Origin of the sequence: Nostoc parmelioides FACHB-3921 (genome assembly GCF_014696625.1) — a bacterium.
GTDB lineage: Bacteria > Cyanobacteriota > Cyanobacteriia > Cyanobacteriales > Nostocaceae > Trichormus > Trichormus parmelioides.
The window spans coordinates 119117-140251 of the sequence record NZ_JACJQL010000006.1 but is presented as its reverse complement, the minus strand read 5'-3'; the positions used below and the strand labels follow the sequence as shown (position 1 = coordinate 140251).

12 protein-coding genes are annotated in these 21135 nt (G+C 42.3%); 7 read left to right on the top strand and 5 right to left on the bottom strand.

Annotated elements, in window-relative coordinates; all coding sequences use genetic code 11:
• Positions 1-90: 90 nt before the first annotated feature.
• The 5 genes from H6G14_RS06825 to H6G14_RS06805 all read right to left on the bottom strand — a co-directional run bounded on the left by H6G14_RS06825 (position 91) and on the right by H6G14_RS06805 (position 12187).
• Positions 91-1449, bottom strand: a complete 1359-nt coding sequence (locus H6G14_RS06825; protein WP_190566335.1) for a polyketide synthase — start codon at positions 1447-1449, stop codon at positions 91-93.
• A 573-nt stretch (positions 1450-2022) separates the two neighbouring features.
• A complete protein-coding gene (locus tag H6G14_RS06820) occupies positions 2023-3735 on the bottom strand; it encodes an SDR family NAD(P)-dependent oxidoreductase (protein WP_190566334.1) in 1713 nt (570 codons plus the stop codon).
• Positions 3736-3909: 174 nt separating this feature from the next.
• Positions 3910-9216 carry a type I polyketide synthase gene (locus tag H6G14_RS06815; protein WP_190566333.1) on the bottom strand — a complete coding sequence of 1769 codons (5307 nt, stop codon included), beginning with the start codon at positions 9214-9216 and terminating at the stop codon, positions 3910-3912.
• Positions 9217-9610: 394 nt separating this feature from the next.
• Entirely contained in the window at positions 9611-9889 is a 279-nt protein-coding gene (locus H6G14_RS06810; protein ID WP_010999474.1) for a hypothetical protein, read from the bottom strand.
• Between the two features lie 954 nt (positions 9890-10843).
• Complete coding sequence (locus tag H6G14_RS06805; RefSeq protein ID WP_190566332.1) at positions 10844-12187, bottom strand: ParB N-terminal domain-containing protein; 1344 nt, start codon at positions 12185-12187, stop codon at positions 10844-10846.
• Positions 12188-13022: 835 nt separating this feature from the next.
• Here H6G14_RS06805 and H6G14_RS06800 point away from each other — a divergent pair.
• The 7 genes from H6G14_RS06800 (at position 13023) to H6G14_RS06770 (ending at position 21032) form a co-directional block, all read left to right on the top strand.
• Positions 13023-14225, top strand: coding sequence for an ABC exporter membrane fusion protein (locus H6G14_RS06800; RefSeq protein WP_190566331.1), 1203 nt, complete (start codon positions 13023-13025; stop codon positions 14223-14225).
• Positions 14226-14302: 77 nt separating this feature from the next.
• Positions 14303-15481, top strand: coding sequence for an ABC transporter permease DevC (gene devC / locus H6G14_RS06795; RefSeq protein ID WP_190566330.1), 1179 nt, complete (start codon positions 14303-14305; stop codon positions 15479-15481).
• A gap of 80 nt (positions 15482-15561) precedes the next feature.
• A complete protein-coding gene (locus H6G14_RS06790) occupies positions 15562-16563 on the top strand; it encodes an NAD-dependent epimerase/dehydratase family protein (RefSeq protein WP_190566329.1) in 1002 nt (333 codons plus the stop codon).
• 120 nt (positions 16564-16683) lie between these two features.
• Positions 16684-17667: a glycosyltransferase family 2 protein gene (locus tag H6G14_RS06785; protein WP_190566328.1), complete on the top strand. Its 984-nt coding sequence runs from the start codon at positions 16684-16686 to the stop codon at positions 17665-17667.
• 90 nt (positions 17668-17757) lie between these two features.
• The gene (locus tag H6G14_RS06780; protein WP_190566327.1) at positions 17758-18216 is read left to right on the top strand and encodes a DUF2141 domain-containing protein; all 459 of its coding nucleotides are present in this window, start codon (positions 17758-17760) and stop codon (positions 18214-18216) included.
• 240 nt (positions 18217-18456) lie between these two features.
• On the top strand, positions 18457-19716 hold the full coding sequence (locus H6G14_RS06775; protein WP_190566365.1) for a glycosyltransferase family 2 protein: 1260 nt from the start codon (positions 18457-18459) through the stop codon (positions 19714-19716).
• Between the two features lie 86 nt (positions 19717-19802).
• Positions 19803-21032 (top strand): glycosyltransferase family 2 protein, encoded by a 1230-nt coding sequence (locus H6G14_RS06770; protein ID WP_190566326.1) that lies wholly within the window; start codon positions 19803-19805, stop codon positions 21030-21032.
• The last annotated feature ends 103 nt before the right edge of the window (positions 21033-21135 follow it).

Below are 21135 nucleotides of genomic sequence, written 5' to 3'. Positions count from 1 at the left end.
AGACTTAAACATACCCAGAAATTATTCATACTGACGCACCCTCTAAACTCATTAGCAATGCCTATTTTTTGGTGTTCCCTCAGATGGCTACTAATCTGTTGTTTTTTCCAAAATCAGATGGGAGTTTGTACCACCAAAACCGAAAGCACTTAAAGCCGCGTGTTTAATTCCGGTATTGTTAGGCCAGGCTGTGGGAGTCCGAACAATGTTTTGGGGAGAAATGACATTGTTATCAGTAGCTATGGGGTCATTGACATTAATTGTGGGTGGAATCACACCATAATTCATGCTGTAAATGGCCTTCGTCAAACTCACCATCCCCGCCGCAACTAACAAGTGACCCACATTAGCTTTGGTTGAACCTATTAATGGTGCGGCTTCATGTGCGCCAAAAAAGGTTTCGATGGAGTTAAATTCGGTGGTATCTCCTAACAAAGTGCCGGTAGCGTGACACTCCATATAATCTATAGCTTTGGGGCTAAGTTGGGCTTCTTTATAGGCTCTCTCAAAGGCTGTAACTTGTCCTTTGGTGTTGGGACTGAGCAAATGCTTACCTTTCCCATCATTAGAAAGACCATTACCGCAAACCGTAGCCAGAATTTTATCCCCATCCCTCACAGCATCGCTATACCGTTTCAGCATTACCATACCAATGCCTTCGGATGTAACTAAGCCTCTGGATGATTTATCTAAAGGAGAGCTAATCCCATTTTCTGGATAGCCTTGAATTCCAGAAAACAACATCCTTAAAAACAAAGGGTCTGAGCAACTAATAGCACCAGCTAACATTACATCAGCTTTACCTGTCCACAGATAGTGAGATGCTAACTTGATAGCGTAGAAAGCAGAAGAACAAGCCGCATCGATACAGAAATGAGTACCTGATAGAGAGAAAGCCTGAGCAACTAATGCGGCTGGTAAACCAGATATCATCGCATTATGTAGAGATGGTTTAGTCGCTGTGGGTAAAGCAGCCAGATGAAAATCTTGATTTTGTAAAAGTTCGGCAACAGCAGGCTCTATAGTTTGTCGATAAATTGGTGTAACCAGTTGAGTAGAAAGCTTAGTTGGGAAAGAAAGAGTACCTAAAATGACTCCACATTTAGAGAGGACATCTTGATTTCCCCAATAACCACTATGTTTTATTGCTTGTTTAGCCGCATATAGCGACCATTTGAAGGTATTATCCAAGCTTTCCACATATTCTGATGGCAGATTGTATTCACTAGCATCAAATTGGAAGTTTTGAATAAATCCACCTTTGAGAAAATAGAATTTTTCCGGCTTGCCTTTTACTGGGTCGTAAAATATTGTGGGATCTACACCCATTTCCCTGACAGTTACAGATGATGTTGAATCTTTCTGCTCGGTGAGATTCTGCCAAAATTGCTCAGGATTGTTAGCATCAGGAAAGAGGCATGATAAGCCAATGATGGCGATTTTTTCCACTACTGATATCCTCGTTAGGGTATAACGAATTACGAATTATTGGATTTACGCTATTCCCCAGACTTAATACAATAACCTGCTTTGATTTTCGTCCGCGCAGTTTGGTGTAGCTATAACTTACTTGTATCAATATAGCGATTCTGGTTTGTATACAATACATTCTGACCTCTCTCCAAACCTCTCTCCTACAAGGAGAGAGGCTTTGATTCTTACTCCCCTTCCCTTGTAGGGAAGGGGTTGGGGGTTAGGTCTGTATTTGACTCAACTGCAAATCGCTATAGTTAGGAAGTAAGAAAGAAACCTTTTGGATTCTCCGCATTTTTGGCAAAAATCAAATCGCAGTCTTACAGGATTTACGCTACTTTACAGACAAGCAAAGATATGAGGCTGATTTCGTTTCGGCCTACTATAGCAATCCTAAATCACTTAGGATATTTTGAGGGTTTTATTTTAAGAATTGGGGAGTGTGTCAGGGTTGATGATTTCTATCACGCAGAGGCGCAGAGAGGGTTAAGAGTTTGAACTTTTAGTACATCAAATTTCATCCCCTGCTCCCCATGCCTCTGACTTTGGTTAGTGTAAATTCATTGGTGCAATGATAGCTTTTGCTTGGTAAATACGGAAGTAGATATTTCCTTCTCGGTCATGGAGGATGATATCAGCTGTGACACCTGATGGGGTTTTGTTTTCGATTTCGCAAGAAACGTAAAATGGTTCGTTGCGAGGGATGGCTCGAAACTGTTCTGATTTGGTGATTTGTCCGGGTAAGCATACTTCTTGATGTACATGACTCAACCATAGCCATAGGGGTTGTGTACTCAAATCTGTAGCATAGGGATTGTGCCATTTGACGGGGAATTGTCCTTGAACTTCGAGGGGAATTTCTGTCCAACAACATTCAACAGTAATTTTTTGGGAATTGATATTTAAAACTCTGGTGATTTGTTGAAATGAGATTCCATGAAATAGGGATAAACCACCTTTTTGATAAAAATCTTTACCGATCGCTCCAATGGTATGATCTTCTGTGAGGTCGAGAGATTCATATACTGGCGCTGCTGGTAAATCCCGCACTATGGTGATGTGAGCGCTGAAATGATAATGGGTTTTCCCTTCTGGTGTTTTGCTGAGTATCTTGGTCTGAAATTCGATGGATTCAGAACCATGTTTCGCAACTTCTTGTATTTCTAAAATATGTTCGGTAGCTACCTTGTCATTGAAAGTAATACCCTTCAAAATTTTAAAATCTTGACAACGGAAATACCTGTAACCGGGATAACACTCCTCACAAGCGTTAATCAACCAAGACATCCCACAGGTAGCTGGTAATACCGGAGTACCAGCAATTACATGGTCTAGGAGAAAGGGATTAGCCTCTACAGTCATGCGGCGACGGATGCGATAGCTGCGTAACTGGGGGTCAAGATTTCCCGGTGCGGGGATGATAGGGCTACCAATGACTACTTGTGTAGAATCATGGTGACTAGGATGTAATTCATTCACAAGCATCTTTGTCCCCACATCCACAGGGATAATATCAATTCCCCGTTCTGCAAAGGCTTTTTTCAGTTCTGGTGTCACCATCCCACTATCCCAACCACCCCAATTGATAGCTACAACGTGACACTGGGGATAGTTTTGCTTAATTAAATGGGCAGATTTATTGAGAATTTCATTAGCGATCGCATAATCCGATTGCCCCATATTCCCATAAAAACCAGCCACCGAAGAAAACAACACCAAATGTTCTAACTGATTAGCATCCACACAAGACAGCAGATTTTCTAAACCTTGCACCTTCGCCGTGTAAACCTTCTCAAAATCCTGGTCTGTTTTCTTCTCAATCAACTTATCAGCCAAATTACCCGCGCCGTGGATAATACCTGTTATTTTCCCCACAGCCGCTAACTTTTGGCGTAACTCAGCCACATTAGTCACATCAACATCAATATATTCTACCTGTGATCCTGTGGCAGCGATCGCCTCCAAAGTCGCCTTAATTTCTCGACTAGAAACAATCTTGTGATAAACCTTCTGCACACTCATCGGCGTAGGCTTTTCCCCTTGCGCCACCAAGTGCTGCATAATCGCTTTTTTTAAAACCGACTCCTCAACACAATCACGAGCAAAATCCGGCTCATTTTCAATAACTTCCGACCGACCAAGAAGAATAAAACGACAAGGCTGGTGCTGCGCCAATTCAATCACACACTGCGCCGTAATGCCTTTTGCACCGCCACTTACAACAAAAACCGAAGCAGGACGAACTTGAGTGAGTGTAGTCATATACTTGAATTGTAAAAGTATTTCATTTATCTCTCTGCGCCTCTGTCTTGAAAAGTTTCCTACGCCGGGAAACCCGGCTTCGAGGAACTTTTCGCTGCGCCTCTGCGTGAGGGAAAGAAGTGTATTTTTTAACGCAGAGGAACGCGGAGGTAAGCGCAAAGTTTCGCGGAGTAATTAACTGATGAGGGTGACACGGCCTTGGGAACCGTAAGCGACTTCAGGGATATAGAGGTTGGAGTCGTGTAGTTCGTCGAGAATAAACTGCGCCGACTGTTGAGGGTTCAACGCGGGGCTTAAGTCAATCCCTCTGGTGAAGACATTTGGCCATTCCCATCTGAGAGTTTTCACTAGTCCAAACAACCCGCCAGCGATCGCCCCAAAATTAGTGTTATGCTCTAAGCCAAAGGCTCCATCCAATCGAGTCACTGTCACAAAACAACTACGCTCATAACGTCCGGCTTCCGTGAGGGATTTCTTCAGGTGTTTCGCCATAAAGAAGACGTGCTTGACAATTGACTTTTCTTGTGGTATGTAAATTCCCAAGTTTTGGAACGTCGGGTGAATGTGGATGAAAGCGCCAATCTTGCCGTAGTTGGTGGCGATCGCTGATAATTTGTGTTGGAGTAATTCTTCACTCATATCTGCGAGGGTGACACGATTCACATTGGCGGGTAAGGGCGATTGCTGGGGAACCAGGGATTGGGGGAAGCTTAGGACTACAACTTTCCAACCACGCTCTGTCAGAGATTGGGCTACTTGGGAGGTGGTGAGGGAACCATCATCGGTAATTAAACAGATGTGTCCCTCTGGTAAAGAAAAGTCCAAGCTATCTGGTGTTGGCAGGTATTTGAGTTTGGCTGGACGGCGTGGGACGTTGCCGATTATACTGACTGGCTGCCAGTCCCGCTCAGGCTGAGACTTTTTTTTTTCACCTCCCGCCAGCTTCTGGAGGTAGTCAACAATTTGCCGAATGGTGCGGAGGTCGCCTAATTCCTCGATGTTGGGCTTGGGTAGGTTGGGGTATGCCTCCTGCATTGCTCCCAGGATTTCTACCCGCTTGATGGAATCAATCCCCAGGTCTGCTTCCATGTCCATATCGAGTTCTAGCATTTCCACTGGGTAGCCAGTCTTATCGCTAGTAATGTTAAGTAGGGTTTGTCCTAAGTCTGCGTAGTCTGAGGTGTCGGTTGGGGCTTCCGGTGCTGGAGTTGCGGGGATAGCTACAGGCTCAGGGACAACGGGGGCTGGTGCGGGAATACTTGCAGTGACTACCGGTGTTGGTATTTCGGCTGCTTGTTGCGCTTGCTGAATGGCAATGCCTACAGATTGGCTAATGGCGGTGTTAGCTTTGAGATAATCGACAATCTGTCCGATGGTGCGTTTTTCTGCCAGTTCTTCTAAGTTGGGCTTGGGTAGGTCAGGATACACTTCTTGTAATCCGCCTAAGATTTCTACCCGCTTGATGGAGTCAATCCCTAAGTCCGCCTCCATGTCCATTTCTAGTTCCAGCATTTCCACTGGGTAGCCAGTCTTATCACTGATGATTGCTAGAAGATTCTTATCCAAGTCAGCAACATCAATAGCTGGTGTAACGACAGGTGCGGGTGTGGGAGTAAATTCTACAACTTGGTTGACTACGGGTGCAGCTACGGGTGCTTCAATTACTGGCTCAGGCTCAATTGTAGAGACGACAGAAGCGGGTGCTGTCACCACAGGCTCGGACTGAATTTCCCAGGTTGTGGGTGCGGGGGGAATGGGTGCGTCAACTATGCTAAAGCCATTTTTGACTACAGACTCAGGTTGAGGCTCAACTATTTTGGGGGTGGGAGTTACGGGTGCTTCGATGGTGAAAGCAGGAACTTCCTTGACTGGGGTTGGAGTTGCTGGGGGATTTACCTGACCAGACAACACCATTGAGTATTGTTGTTGAATCAGTTCAAAAAATTCTCTGGCGTATGCTACCTGTTCCTGGAGATATTTTTCATGGATGCGGAGGGTTTCGCCTTGTTGGGAGTGAAACTGCATCATGCTGCGATCCAAGCTTTCCATCACCACTAGTTTTAGCTGGGCAGCTTCTTGGGAAGATTTGGCGTTTGCAAACAAGGCGTTTTGTTGCTGCATCAGTTGGAAGAACGCTTTGGTATATTCCATCTGATGGTTGAGGTAAGTACCATGAACTTGCAGGTTCTCAGTTTGGTTTTGTTGGAACTGAGTTGTCAGGTACTCTAAGCTTTCTAGCACTCGCTTGTAGTTGTCCAGTTTTTCTGGTGTTTGCATCTTCTTTTCTTCGACTAGTTGAGGTGAAACGATCGCAGAATTCATTTCAGGTTTGGCAGGGGTAATACTAGTAGAGTTATTAATAATTTTCGACAGTTCGGCGATTTTGCCGTGTCCGTTACCGTTCGTCTCTTTGACTGGTGCTACAGGTTCAGAAATGGCGGGTGTAACTTGTGCAGGAGGTAGGGATACTTTAAAGCCGTCGTTGAGTGCTTCTTCCCATCCCTTTCTGGTTTTTTCCGATCTGTAGTTGATACCCCGTAAGGTGACATTCAGACCTTTCTTTGTCTCGGCTGGGGGTAGTGCGGGTGGGGCTTGGTATGGGTCGAGGTTCTGCAACTGCATCCCAATCACGCGCATTTGTACAGCAGCTTCCCGCAGAGAGCGATCGCTGTTCTTTTGGGTGCTGGGGTTCAAGGAGACGGTGATGTGGGGGCGATCGCCGAGAATATCTTTCACCAAGTTGGTAAGAATCCGCTTCGGCCCAAATTCTACGAAGCAATGACCACCAGCCGCATAGATATTTTCAATCTCCTGCTTGAACAACACCGAGTTAGCTAGGTGAGTTTCCAGGATTTTTTGAATCGCTTGGGGTTCTTTGGGATAAGGCTTACCTGTAACGTTGGTGAAGACAGGGATTTTTGGCTCGTTGAATTGGACTGATTTTGTGGCGATCGCAAAGGATTTTTGGGCGAAAGCAATCAGTGAGGTGTGGAAGGCGGCGGAAACTGGTAAGGGTACAGCCGCGTAACCTTGGGCTTGTAAAGCTTGACGGACTTTAGCGATTTCGGCGGTCGGCCCTGCTAAAACAATCTGGGTGGGAGAATTGTAATTAGCGATGCTAACTTGGGGAAACTGCTTGAGGATGGGTTCAATTTTGCTCAGGTCTTCCTTCACCGCCAACATTGTCCCCGCATCATGGTCTGGGTCTTCTGGCGCAGCCATTGCTTGACCCCTAGCTTTCACTAGGTACATATAATCTGCGTCACTCAACACACCCGCAGCCCACAAGGCGGTAATTTCCCCGAAGCTGTGTCCGGCTACAAAGTCAGATTTAAATCCAGCTTGCTTCAGGATGGCATACAACCCGGCGCTAAATGCCCCAATTGCTGGCTGTGCGTATTCTGTGCGTTGCAGTGCAGCAACTTGAGCATTTTTCTCTGCTTCAGAGAACACAGGATGGGGGAAAACAATTTCCGACAGAGGGCGCAAGTTATCTTTGAGTAACAATCCATCCATGTAACCGAACAGACGGCGCAAGGTGGGGAAGTTCATCACCAGTTCCCGTCCCATCTCCAGGTATTGAGAACCTTGACCGGAGAACAGAGACACGACTTTACCGTTTAATTCCATCCCGGAAGCACGGTAATAAATCCCTTGGGGATGTTCCCAATTTGCTACACCAGCCTTATGCTTCAGCCAGTCAATGCTGGTTTGCATGAACTTGCAAGCTTCTGGCAGATTCTCAGCGACAAAGCCTAATCTAGCTGCATTCTGGGGAATTTGTACCCCTTGACAATCCCGAACTAATTGGGAATAGTGCTTGTCACCACCCTCTGATTGCAACTTACCTAAAACTTCCTCACATTGTTTGAGGAGTTCCGCCGGATTCGCCGCAAACAGTAAGATTTCGCTGGCGCTGTTGTGTAAGCGGTAAGGGCGATTTTGTTCTGCTTCGTGTTCTTCCAAAACTACGTGGTAGTTTGTCCCACCAAAACCGAAGGAACTTACACCAGCCCTTCTTGGTGCTTCCCCTTCTGGACGAATCCAAGGTCTGGTTTCAGTATTGAGATAAAAAGAAGATTCTTCAATATTCAGCTTGGGGTTAGGCTCAGTAATATTAATTGTCGCTGGTAATACTTTATGATGCAGCGCCAAAGCTGTTTTAATCAAGCTGGCTGCACCAGCAGCAGCTTTGGTGTGACCGATTTGAGATTTCACACTACCCAAAGCAATATGCTGCTTTTTCTTGTCGTGTTCACTAAAGAAATCTCTTAAAGAACCGAACTCGGTGGGGTCACCAGCCATTGTCCCTGTCCCGTGGGCTTCCATCAGACCAACGGTAGCGGGAGAGAAGCCTGCATCTTCATAAGCACGGCGCAATGCGTTGACTTGTCCTTCCTTGCGGGGAGCATATATACTCTTGTAACGACCATCGCTGGAAGTACCAATCCCTTTGATGACTGCATAAATGCGATCGCCATCACGTTCTGCATCTTCCAAGCGCTTCAGCACCAGCATACAGATACCTTCACCCAACATCATCCCGTCGGATTTAGCGTCGAAGGGTTTGACGTTATCACTAGGAGATACGGCTGGGGTTTTGCTGAAGGAAATATAAGCCATGATGGTGTTATCAGTATCTACACCACCAGTCAGCATCATATCAGCGCGATGTTCGACTAGTTCACTAATCGCCATCTTCAACGCACCGAAGGAACTCGCGCAAGCTGCATCCACAACGCAGTTCATCCCGCCAAAGTTCAAGCGGTTGGCGATGCGTCCAGCCACAACGTTAGCTAGCATACCGGGGAAAGCGTTCTCATCCCACTTCACGTAAGCGCTTTTGATTTTATCGACGATTTTCTTGGTATCTTCGTCGGAGAGTCCACTATTTTTGAGGACTTTTTCCCAAATTGGATATTCTAACCTTGCAGACAATGGCATACCCAATTGTTTCGCCATCGCCACACCTAAGATTACACCCACCAACTCGCGGTTAAATTCGCGGGATTCACCGTAACCAGCATCTTCCATTGCTTCTTTCGCAACTACTAAACTTAATAGTTGGGAAACGTCGGTTACTTCCAAGATGCTGGGAGGAATCCCAAATTCCATTGGGTTAAAATCCACCTCAGGAATAAAGCCACCCCGTTTACAATAGGTTTTATCTTCGGTGGTTCTAGGGTTGGGGTCGTAGTAATCTTCAACGCTCCAGTGAGTAGAGGGAACATCAGTAATACAATCAATTTTGTTAACTATGTTTTGCCAATACTCCCGTAAGTTTCTCGATTCGGGTAGTAGGGAAGCCATACCAATAATGGCAATAGGATTATGTTGTAGCTGTCTATTAATTTTGTTGATTGACATTGGTTTTTCTGATTTCATTTTCTTTTCCTCAATACACCTCAACAAAGCCTTTTCGCAGTTATTTATTTGGGCTTCTAACTCCGCTAAGGCTGTATCAATTGGATTAGCAGACATAGGACATATACTGTTCTGGAGTACTGTGGAATTTGCAGCTACAGTAATTTCTGTTGCTCAGTTAAAATAAGCGATTGGTTCTTGTTAGCAACTAGCTATCCTATGCGCGTTGGCACAGCTGATATCAATTCAAAATTCAAAATAGAAAACTTAAAGACCCATCTTCTCTCAGGTTTTTGAGTTTGAATTTATGACTGAATTTTGGTGAATTGCTATTGCTGTAGGTCAGGCTAAATGCTTTTTTGAAACACCACACCATACATACTGGTCATTCAACCCTGTTAATTTGAGGGGTATAGGGGTCTGAGGGTTTTAACAGTTAACAGTTAACAGTTAACAGTTAACAGTTAACAGTTAACAGATTTATACCCCTATACCCTGAATTAGTAGAATGTTATCCAACGCTTGACTCTTGATATTGTGGCAATAGGTCAATCACGTTGTTGAAACTGGTAAAATAATCTTGGATAACGGTAGCTGCTTGACCAGTAAATTCTATCCATTCGTAATGGTAGAGATTTTGAGCAATTGTATCCCACTGGAACGATGGCAACTGAGGAGTAGCTATTAGGACAGAAACGCTTTTTTCTCCCAAACTAGTTTGATTTTCTAGCTTCACCGCAGCCACGTAGCTGGTATTAATGACAACGTTCTGTATCTTGATGAATGCCATAGCCAGTTTCAGCGTCCAGGATAATATATGTTATGGGATTTAACCCAGAAAAGTTGACAAGTTCGTTACAGAAGAAACATCACCTTGAATCCAAATTCACACCATTATTTAAACGAATATTCAAGCATATAAAAGGTGATAGTGATGCAGTAGTGAGATGGCAGGGGGCGGGAAGCACGAGGCAGAATTTAAAGAAAGTGTTTTAGCCTTTTCAATTGAGTAGTTATTTCTGCCATGCTTACTAGGTTTAGTTTTTGCTGTTACACGCGGGATTAAATAACTAATTTGCCTTGCCGCTTTTTTACGTTGAATTAATACAAACAATAGCACAGTTCATAGAAACTAAATCATTTGTTTAAATTATTTTTATAAAAAAACTAGCTATTTGTTGATGCAAATTACAATTTGCATATAGTAATAAAGTATAACTAAGAACCAATAAATCAAAACAGTTAATTTGCTTGATCCAAGCTGTAATGCTAACTATATCTTGATGTACGGAAATTTCAAGCCATTTGTCACATCAGTAATCATTCTCGGAATAAATAAATTTAATGACTTAAATCCATAGATTAATTTTTCAGCATAACGACATAATTAAGCTGTCATTTTTGAGGAATTTTTAATATAAATGACCTATAAACACGAATGAGTATTTATCAAGCAAATATTTATTTTGTTGATTGTGCAGAATAAACATATGAAAGGCTTGTTAGGAATTACCTAAATTGCATCTATCTAAATTAGTATTTGGTAAACAAGCTACAGAATAAATTTTAATTCTTAATAGACTGCGGCAATACCAACTTATACCAATTCAATTAATGATTGCAACACGTCCTTGGGTGAAGACGCGATGAATCGTGTCTCTACAGATGGTTTATTTGTCACATTCTTTTTTCAAATTGGTATTAATACTTTTATTTTCATCTATCTTGGTGTATTGATGAGTGATTATGCTTTTTTAATTTTGGTTTCACTAGTAACTGATTTTATAGCTTTTTTGCTAGTCCACTTTTGCCATCTCCCAATACCTCGACTAGTTAGTTCTGCATTACTGTCGCCAATAAAACAAATTCTTCCCATCCTCTCACAAGTAATCAAAATCTCACCATGTCCCATAAATGGAGCAATCACAAAATGATTGGGACTGGTGTACAAATTGATCAAATAGTTAACAATTCCTTCAACACCTTCAATATTAATTGGTGTTTGGGGTTTAGCTATTACTTGATGAGAAAATATTCCTACATAAAGATTGCCTAGTAATAATTCATATTGAAAGGGCATTTGACTACGCTTGTAAAATTCGTAAATATGCCCTTCCGAACGGATAACCGCCACAACTTTGGCTTCATCTACCAAGTAATTATGCTCCCAGGTGGGTGAGAGGGTAGCGATCGCCAGTGCTGCATCCGAAGGCAACAAATTGCGGAATTCCATCTTGGCTGTGTCGCCGCAATATACTAAATGTCTGCCTAAAATCCATTCATCCCCAATTTGAGTCCTGGGTTCATCGGCAGTGACTGGTTCTGCTTGGTGTTGAGTTTTCTTCGCTGCTAACTTCGCTTCCTTTTGGGCGATCGCACTTTTATAAGCCAATAACTGCGCGGCTTTCTGCTTTACCTTTAACTCTTCTATCAGCTTTGCTTGTCGTTCCGCCTCTTCTTGATCACCCTGAGTCTTGGCTAACTCCCAAGCCTGCTGTGCTGACTCTGCCAAATTTCGCTCCTGCGTCCCCGCCCTTGCCACCTGTAACAAGGCTGTGGGACTATCCGCAATGGGTGTACCCTTAATTAACTGTTTGACTTCCGGATGAATACTTTTGGCAATTTGCTTACCATGCTGAAAGGTGCGTTCCGAGTAACCAGCCTCTTTCGCTAACTCTATTGTTCTTTTAGGTGGTGAAACCATTTCACCACCTTTAAAAGAATGTTGATTATCTCCAACTTTCGCCCGCAGTCCCATACGTGCTAGAATTTGGTCACGTTCCAACCACAATTCTGAACGCTCTAAAGGCTCTAACTCATTGCGAATCAAATTCTCATCGATTTCGGCCAACCTGGCTTGGTCAGCATCATCGTAATTAACAATATTGCACTCAATAGCCTCTAACCCCAACAACTTACAAGCTGTCAGCCGATGTAGTCCAGCAATCAAGGTAAGGCGTTGATCTACCGTGATAGGGTTTAATAGACCATTCGTTTTGATGGACTCCTTCAATTCGTCAACTTTTTCACCCTTGACCGGACGGCGGTTGCGACCGATTTTAATTTGGTCTATGGGTACTGTAGGCATAGTTATACCAATTCAAAATTCAAAATTCAAAATTAAGGAAGCCAAGCTGAATTATGGTTTTGGAGTATGTATCTGTCCCATTCTTTTCTCAAATTGGTATTACTATTTTTCAGTGCAGTCAATTATCACACCAAGCAAATACGACTAAGATACACCTAATAAGTTTCATCAGTATCTAGAAATGATGATTTTCCCCCCAGAATCTATGAGAATGTCTTATACTACACAGCTAGGGCAAGAATAATGCGTCGATAATACAGTGGTCAATCAGCCAATGTCAGCGCCATTCTTGACAGTAGAGTTTTTTGCTAGATATTCACAGGCGATCGCTGATCAAAAGAGCATAAATACCTTCGTTGCGTCCTCTCGGTTCTCAGGACTTAAATGCTTTACTTTTAAATACAGGCCAGTCCATTCGCATTGACTTAGTAGGCTGGCAAGTCAACTTTGTAAGGTTAATAACAGCAAAAAAACCTCTTTCTCCCCCTGCTTCCCCTAGCCGAGAAATTTCGGTTTGGTAAACTCTAGGGACTGGAATTTTTACTCAGCAAGGCCACCACATCAACAGTATTTTCCAGACAGTCCCGATGAAAAAATTTCACAGTCATAGATGAAAGATATCCTTCCCCTACACCCTCATACCCTTACACCCCTACACCCTCTTTCCAGACAGCCACCAAACATGAAAAAGTCTTTCCCCTACACTCCTACACCCTGTTTTCAAAAAACCATTTAAGAAAAGAGTCTTTGGTGAATTGCCGACGAGTAGCAGTTTACCAATATAGCCATCTGGGCTATCTCCTAAATAATTACAATTAGAAACTGGAATGAAAATATGGCAGTAAATAAAGAACGCCAATTATTTATCAAACCCCAAGGCCGGTGGCGGTTAATTTTGGCAGCATCCCTCACTTTAGCGGCTGGGCTAATATCCCTCTATAGTTTGTCCTCCAATCGATTTTCCGCACCAGTGAAGACCCCTGTTGCCAATCCTCCCAAAGTTGCACCAGTGAGAGTTGCTGTCACCGCTTTAGGACGCTTGCAACCACAAGGTCAAATCACTACTTTATCTGCTCCCAGTTCCACCAACGGTATCCGTGTAGATAGATTACTGGTGAAAGAAGGCGACGAAGTACAAGCAGGACAAGTATTGGCATATCTGGAAGATTATAGCCGTGCAACCTCAGCCCTAGAACAAGCTTTAGATAAACTGCAAATTGCCAAAATCAGACTTGCACAAGTAAAAGCAGGTGCTAAACCTGGAGACATTGATGCTCAAAAAGCAACTGTTGCCCGTTTAGAGTCACAACTAAAAGGAGAAGTTGCTACCCAACAAGCAACAATCAATCGGATCAACGCTGAACTCAACAACGCCCAAACTGAAAACGATCGCTATCAAAAATTATTCAAAGAAGGCGCTGTTTCTGCATCTGTAGCCGACAGCAAAGCTTTACAACTCAAAACTGTCGAACAACAACTCACAGAAGCCAAAGCCTCTCTCAGTCGCTCTCAAAACACCCTAGCTGACCAAATCAAAGAGGCTAAAGCTAAACTTAGCAGCGTCAAAGAAGTACGGGCTGTAGATGTAGACTTAGCCCAGATGGAAGTGAGAAGCGCGGTAACAGCAGTTAAGCAAGCCAAAGCTGACCAGGAGTTAACTTACATAAAAGCTCCCATCGATGGCAGAATTTTAAAAACTCATGCCAAAACAGGGGAAGTTATCCCCAGTAGTGGATTTGCTGATATTGGTAAAACATCACAGATGTATGTAATTGCCGAAGTTTACCAAACTGACATTCAAAAAGTGCGTGTAGGTCAAAAAGCAACAATTACCAGCACAGCATTTTCTGGCAAACTCCAAGGAACTGTTAAGGAGATTGGTTGGCAAGTTGATAAACAAAGCATTTTTAGCCTCAACCCCAGATCAGATACCGACCGGAGAATCATTGAGGTCAAAGTCTCCATTGATAACCCCGCAGATAGCGAAAAAGTCGCACGTTTAACCAACTTACAAGTTGATGTATCAATTCAAATTTAATTGTCATTGGTCAATAGTCAACCGTCAACCGTCAACCGTCAACTGACAACTGACAACTATCAACTGACACAATCAATATGAATTTTAAAATTCCTTTAGCATGGCTACAGCTAGTCCAACAGAAAATTCGTTTTCTTATAGCTGTAGCTGGCATTGCTTTTATTGTCTTACTGATGTTTGTGCAACTTGGTTTCCAAGATGCGCTTTACTCTAGTGCTACCGCAGTACATCAAAATCTACGCGGTGACTTGTTCTTAGTCAGTTCACAATATAAATCTTTGACAGCAAGTCAAAGTTTTTCTCGCACTCGATTGTATCAAGCTTTAGGGTTCGATGGGGTAGAATCAGTCAGCCCCATGTATTTGCAGTTTGCAAAATTAAAAAATCCGGAAACTGGAGAGAAATATTCAATCTATGTAATTGGTTTTGACCCAGGTCAACCAGTCATGAATATTCCCGAAGTGGAAGAAAATTTAGACAAGCTCAAAATTCCTGATGTCATGCTTTTTGACAGAGATTCCCGTCCAGAATTTGGCCCAATTGCTGCCAATTTTAACAAAGGAGATACAGAGCAGACAATTGAAATTTTTCCCTTCGATGCGCCTATTGGCTATAAAGTCAGAGTAGGTGGACTATTCAGTTTAGGCCCTTCTTTTGGCGTTGATGGTAACTTAATTGTCAGCGATTCCACATTTCTCCGCATCAATCCTAATACCCGCCCCGCAGAGAAAATTGATATTGGTGCAATCACTCTTACAGCAGGTGCTGATCAAGAGAGAATTGTTGCTAATTTAGAAGCTAATTTACCTAATGATGTAAGAGTTTTCACTCGTAAAGGCTTTATCGATTTTGAAAAACAATATTGGTCAGTCAGAACACCAATTGGTTTTATTCTGAACATAATGCTAACAATGGCTTCTGTTGTGGGTGTGGTGATCGTTTATCAAATTCTCTACAGTAATATTGCTACCCAATTTATCGCTTACGCCACCTTAAAAGCTATTGGTTATCCTAACATTTACCTTTTAAATGTGGTATTTCAACAGGCTTTAATCTTGGCATTATTAGCTTACATCCCAGGATTTTTATTTGCAGTAGGCTTATATGATTTTGCGATGACAGCTACTAAGTTACCAATTGTGATGACTGCAAATAATGCCCTCATCGTCTTTGTATCAGTAGTGTTAATGTGCATCACTTCCGGCGCATTAGCTATTAACAAACTTCGTTCTGCTGACCCGGCTGATATTTTTTAGGGAGTAGTTAGTGCTGAGTCAGGAGTAATTTCTCTCCTGGGTTGAGAATGGAAATTTTAGTAAAACAATAACTCTGTATTATGGATTTGCAAAATAAAACTCTGCTGATTACTGGGATTGATGAATTTATCGGTTTGCGTGCAGCTGAGTTGGCGATCGCGCAGGGAATGAAAGTGCGTGGACTGCAAACTTCCACTAATAAAGATAAAGCGCATAAATTAGGCGCTGAGGTGATAGTTGGTAGTATAACTGATGCAGCGATCGCCCACAAGGCTTGTCAAGGAGTAGATATTGTTCTACATACAGAACAATTGACTGAAGAAGCAGGCCCCATCAAGAATTTTCGGGAAATTAATGTGACTGGTGCAGTCAATATGGCTAAGGCTGCCAAAAATGCTGGTGTGAAATGCTTTGTGCATCTTTCCAGCGTTATGGTGTATGGGTTTAATTATAGCGATCGCATCACTGAATCTGGGACACTCTCCGGTGATAACAATCCCTATTGTCAAACTAAAATCGAAGCGGAAACCGAACTTTTACCCCTAAATTCTCCACCGGATTTTGGCTTAATTATCATTCGCGCTGGGGATATTTATGGGCCGGGAAGTATTCCCTGGATAGTCAGACCAATATTAATGATGCGGCAGAAATTATTCGCCTATGCTAACGAAGGTCAAGGAGTTATCAATCATGTGTATATCGATAACTTAATTGATGCCATCTTTTTAGCAGTAGAAAAAGATGCCTATGGTGAAATCTTTAATATCACCGATGGCGAAGAAACTTCTTGGAAGGAATACTTCATGCGCCTAGCAGCAATGGAAGGTGCATCTGCTCCCATGTCTATACCAAAGGATGAAATGAAGTTGTTTTTAAAACTGCGAAACCAGGGACAAAAACTATTTCGCAAAAAAGCCGATATTCTGCCAGAATCAGTAGATTTCATGACTCGCCCTCATGCCTATTCTATAGCCAAAGCCCAAAATTTACTAAATTATAAACCCAAAATTGACCTAGAGCAGGGTTTACAAAAAACAAAAGCCTGGCTACAAACAACTGACATTCAGAAATTAGTTAAATAATCAATAAAATGCGGTTCAGATAAGCTGGATGAGCGTGTGCCAATACCAGCTTTAATAACCTTGATTAACTGAACCATACTGATAGTCTGTTACCTTTCCTTTTAATAAAGATTGTTTGTCATGACTAACCATCAACCAAAATTGAGCATTGGGCTACCTGTATATAATGGCGAAAAATTTCTAGAACAAGCTCTAGACTCTATCCTGGCTCAAACTTTTACAGATTTTGAGTTAATCATTTCTGATAATGCTTCGACAGATAAAACAGAAGATATTTGTCGAAAGTATGCTGCTAAAGACTCACGTATTCGTTACTATCGCAATCAAAATAATATCGGCTGCGCTCGTAACTTTAATCGTGTGTTTGAACTGTCTACTGCTGAGTATTTTAAATGGATAGCTTATGATGATTTGCACGCTCCAGATTTTGTAGAAAAATGTATTGCTATCCTTGAAAAAGACCCAAACTTAGTTTTGTGCTACTCTGAAGTTCACTTCATTGATCAACAAGGGAAATTTGTCCAAAATTACAACGTTAAACTGGACGTAAATTCACCTTATTTGTATAAGCGTTTTTACTCCTTGCTGACAAAACATTTATGTTATCCATGCTATGGAGTAATTCGCTCCCGGATGCTCAAAGCTGTTCCACCTATGGGCGGTTATGGTAATGCAGATGGAATTTTATTACTCAGACTTGGTGTACTTGGTCAATTTTATGAAATTCCTGAATGTCTATTTTCTGCAAGAATTCATCCAGAACAATCAATGAGTATGTTTTTCCCTAACTATCTTGCCTTTACCAGTAATGATCCGGATTATTCATTGAATATGTTACCTGATTTTTATTCTTATGCAGTCTGGTTTGATACAGATAAAAAGGGAAAGCTATTATTGCCACATTGGAGATTACTGAAAGAGTATATTTTCTCTATATTGATGTTCAAAATGAGTGTACGCGATCGCATCCTTTGTTTTATCAGCTTAAATCAACAGTTGAAAGGTACAGAATGGCTGTTAATCAAGGATTTATGGGTTGCAGGGAAAACATTATGGAGAAGTTTGTTTAATTTCTCACATCTGCAAACAAGATTTTTTTCCTAAACGTTTGCTTCGGTTGGAAAAACATTCAGTTTTTCCAACAGACAAATAAATCAAACAAGCTCAGATATACCATTATGCGGGGTAATAATTATGCACAAAATCTCTCATCTGTTGTTAGCTAGCTTATTAGCTTTAGGTTGTGTTCAAGCCGTAAATGCACAACCTACAACTAAATTAACTGTTGTAGTCAATGGGATACGCCAACAAAAAGGCGCAATATGCTTCCGGGTGTACGCCAGCGAGAAAGGATTTCCCATGAGTGATACTAGCGAAATCCAAAGTGGCTGTACAAGAGTTACAGGTAAGAGTGTAACTAAAAGTTTCTCCGGCTTGAAACCAGGTAAATATGCGGTGGCGATCGTCCATGATGAAAATGGCAATCGCAAATTAGATACAGACTTTTTTGGTATTCCCAAAGAAGGTTTTGGAATTTCTAATAATCCCATCGTTTCTATCCAAACAGGAACACCAGCATTTAGTAAGTCAAGTTTTACAGTCACAAAAAGCACCAGCGTGAATATTTCCGTTAAATACTCACTTGATCCATAAGGAGTAGAGATTGGGGATTGGGGAATAGATGTTTACTCATCGAAGGCGGCGGGAAACCTGCTCCTTTCAAGGAGTAGGAGGGATAGCCGCCCCGCCACCGTTAACTGCTGACTGTTAACTGTCAACCGTCAACGTGAAATCCCATCCCCTTTTAGGGGTGGGATGAGCTGAACACTTCTCAATCTCCCATATCTTGACCATTACACAAGCAAGACAAAATTTGCCGGAGACAAAGATGTGATGAAAGAGTTGGCAATTTTCTTGTCTAAGTCTTTGCTGGGGTGGTTAGTTATTCAGATGTGTCTTTCATTGGTATTTTTGCTGTATGTGCGGACATGGCGGTCTAAAAACATACCTGACGAGCAGTTACCAAAAGCGGCGGTAATTATTTGTTTACGGGGAGCCGACCCTTTTTTACCCAACTGCTTAGAAGCACTGTTACAGCAAAATTACCCAAATTACGATTTAAAGGTAGTTGTTGATAGTCAGGATGACCCTGCTTGGAAGATTGCTAGTGATAGCATCGATAAATTAGCCGCAACTAACGCTCAAATCAACCATTTGCGAGTTATCCGCCACAACTGTAGTCTTAAGTGCAGTTCCCTAATTCAAGCTATTTCCGATTTGGATGATTCTTATCAAGTAGTTGCTTTAGCCGATGCAGATACAATCGTTCATCCTCATTGGTTGCGGGAATTAGTTAGCCCTCTGGGTGATCCCAAAATTGGGGCGACAACTGGTAATCGCTGGTATGTTCCTACTAACCGCTATTGGGGTTCTTTGGTACGTTACACCGGTAATATAGCTACTGTTGTGCAGATGTACCTATTTGGTATTCCTTGGGGTGGGACTCTAGCTGTGAAAACAGAGGTGTTGCGTCAAACAGGACTGCTGGAAAAGTGGGCGCAATCCTTTGGCGAGGATTTAATGATGCCCAATGTGCTGAAAAAGCATGGTTTGCGGGTTAAATTTGTGCCTTCTTTGATTATGGTCAATCGTGAAGAGTGCGATTTATTAGGAATTATCGAATATCTCCAGCGCTTTCTGCTTTATTCTCGGCTTTATCATCCCCAGTGGCTAGCTATAGTTAGTGAAGCTGTTTCTAGCATTTTGTTCCCCACTTTAAGCATTATTGTGTTTCTGTTGTCTTTGGGTGATGCTCAATGGGACGTAGCAGGTTTATTGTTAAATTCTTACAGCATTTATACCCTGGGATTGCTCTTACTTATGCTGGTGATGGAGATAGGACTACAACCAGTAATTTGCGCTCAAGGTCAACCAGGGACACAGTTATCAGTTGCCAGAATGGGCAAAATGTTACTGGCAATTCCCCTAACACAATGGGTGTATGGGTTAGCAATGCTATCTTCTGTGTGGATATCAACTGTTAAATGGCGGGGCATTATTTATCGGATTCATAGCCATGACGATATCCGCTTAGTTGAGTATCATGCCTATGATTTTTTGGATCAACCTATTGATAGCAAAATGTCTCTGTGAGATTACCAAAATGCCATGTAGAGGCGTTGCATTGCAATGCCTTCTCAATCACGCCAATTAAGAAATCGCGTAGAGGTAATCAATAAATGGATGAATTGGCGATATCAATATCAAAGTTATTGGTGATTTGGTTAGTTGTTCAGGTGGGCTTGGTACTAAGATTTTTGTGGTCTTTGAACTTACGATCCCATAGCTTACCTGATGAGAAGTTGCCAAAAACGGCAGTATTGTTATATTTGCGGGGAGAATATCCGTTATTACCTGATTGTTTGCGATCGCTCCTCCAGCAAAACTATCCACGCTATGATTTAAAGCTGATCGTCGATAGTGAACAAGACCCAGCTTGGCAAGTTGTCAACGAGACTATCAAAGAAATAGGTGCAAATAATTTTCAAATTAATTATTTGCGGACTATCAGCCAAACTTGTAGTCTCAAATGCAGTTCCTTAGTGCAAGCTGTTTCAGAATTAGATGATTCTTATCAGGTAGTGGCTTTAGTAGATGCTGAGACTATCGTTCATGCCAATTGGTTACGAGAATTAGTTAGTCCTCTGACAAATCCGACGGTAGGAGTAACTACAGGTAATCATTGGTATGTACCTACAGGAACCTATTGGGGGACTGTGGTTAGGTACATTGGCAATATTTCGGCGATCGTCCAGATGTGCCTATACGGCATTCCTTGGGGTGGAAGTTTAGCAATCAAAACGGAAGTGCTGCATCGAACAGGATTGTTAGAGAGGTGGGAACATACCCTAAACGAAGATACGATGCTATCTAGCGTCATGGCTAAATATAATCTTCAAGTAAAGTTTGTACCTTCTCTGATTATGGTCAATCCACAAGAGTGTGATTTACCAAATTTAAAATACTCGTTCCAGCGCCAACTACTTTCGTTCCGACTTTATCATCCTTGGTGGTGGGTGTTAGTAGGTGAAGCGGTTTTAACAATAGGGCTATCTCAACTTCTATTGTTTGTGTGGTTTATCTCATTTTTTAGCGGACAAGGAGATACAGCCATTTTTGCTTTGAGCTGGTATGTCATTTATATATTGGCATTAACTATGCTCATCCTGTTTTTAGAGTTGGGTTTACAACCAATCATCCGTTCACAAGGTAAACCTGTGAGTCAATTGTCAGCCTCTCTCATCTTGAGAATAGTCATGGGAATACCCCTTACACACTGGGTTTATGGCTGGGCGATGATAGCCTCTCTACGGATGCAAACAGTTAATTGGTGCGGTGTCACCTATGAAGTTAACGGGCCTGTGAATATTCGCCTAGCTGATTATCGTCCTTATCAACCATTGAATTAACCCATAAGTCCCGCCAAATTTGTTGATGAGGGAAATTCAGGTATGGGTGTAAGGGGAAGATATAGCTGTTGACTGTTGACGGTTAACAGACTTGAAAGCCTTT